This is a genomic window from Microcystis sp. T1-4 (genome assembly GCF_000297435.1).
Lineage (GTDB): Bacteria > Cyanobacteriota > Cyanobacteriia > Cyanobacteriales > Microcystaceae > Microcystis.
On sequence record NZ_CAIP01000311.1, the window covers coordinates 1 to 772 of the forward strand.

General features: G+C 36.3%; 1 pseudogene. It reads left to right on the forward strand.

The window, feature by feature from the left end:
- Positions 1–139: 139 nt before the first annotated feature.
- A pseudogene (locus MICAI_RS25130) lies at positions 140–772 on the forward strand (ISKra4 family transposase); the annotation flags it as partial.

The following is a 772-nucleotide window of genomic DNA, read 5'->3' on the forward strand; positions in this document are numbered from 1 at the left end:
GCATCTCACTTATGCAATGAGTATTAATACTTATAGCAGTCAAAAACTAGAAAATCTTCAACTTGATCACAAAGAGAAATGAGATTATAATAGTTATAACTTACAATTCAGAATAGCTCTCGATGGGAGGAATAATTCAATGTTATCAGAAAATGAAAAAAGAATTAAAGAGTTATGTCAAGAGTTAGGGCAATGTCTCTATGAGCAATCCCAAATTAAGAAATTTAATAACTTGGGAGAGATAGAGGAGACAGTCAGAGATTTAATGATTCATTATGTTAACCCAGAAATCGGTATTTTTTTGTCAAAACAAGCACAGAAGAAACTGCCGGTCGGACGAGAAAAGTGAAAAGTATTTTGGGGGAATTACCAATTACAGAAAAACAAGCGAAAAAATTAGAAATAAAGTCTCGGACTCAGATGAGTCCAATGTTAGAGAAGAACTGTTTGCTATTAAGTGGCGATGAATCCTACGAAAAATCGGCGCAGAAAATCAAATCATTGACAGGGATTGCTGTTTCTCACAGTACCCAACAACGCCTCGTACATCGATATGCTTTTGAAGAATTACCGTCTAACCCAGAAGTGGAAGTGGAAGAAATGAGCCTAGATGGCGGTAAGGTACGACTAAGAACTGCCAAGGGAAAAGCCTTAATTTGGCGTGATTATAAAGCAGTGAGTTTTCATCAACTGGGGGTAGCGGCTTTTTTTCAAGATAACTCAGCTTTATTAGATTTGGTTAATTCTCAAGTTTTGGCCAAGCCTTTAATTT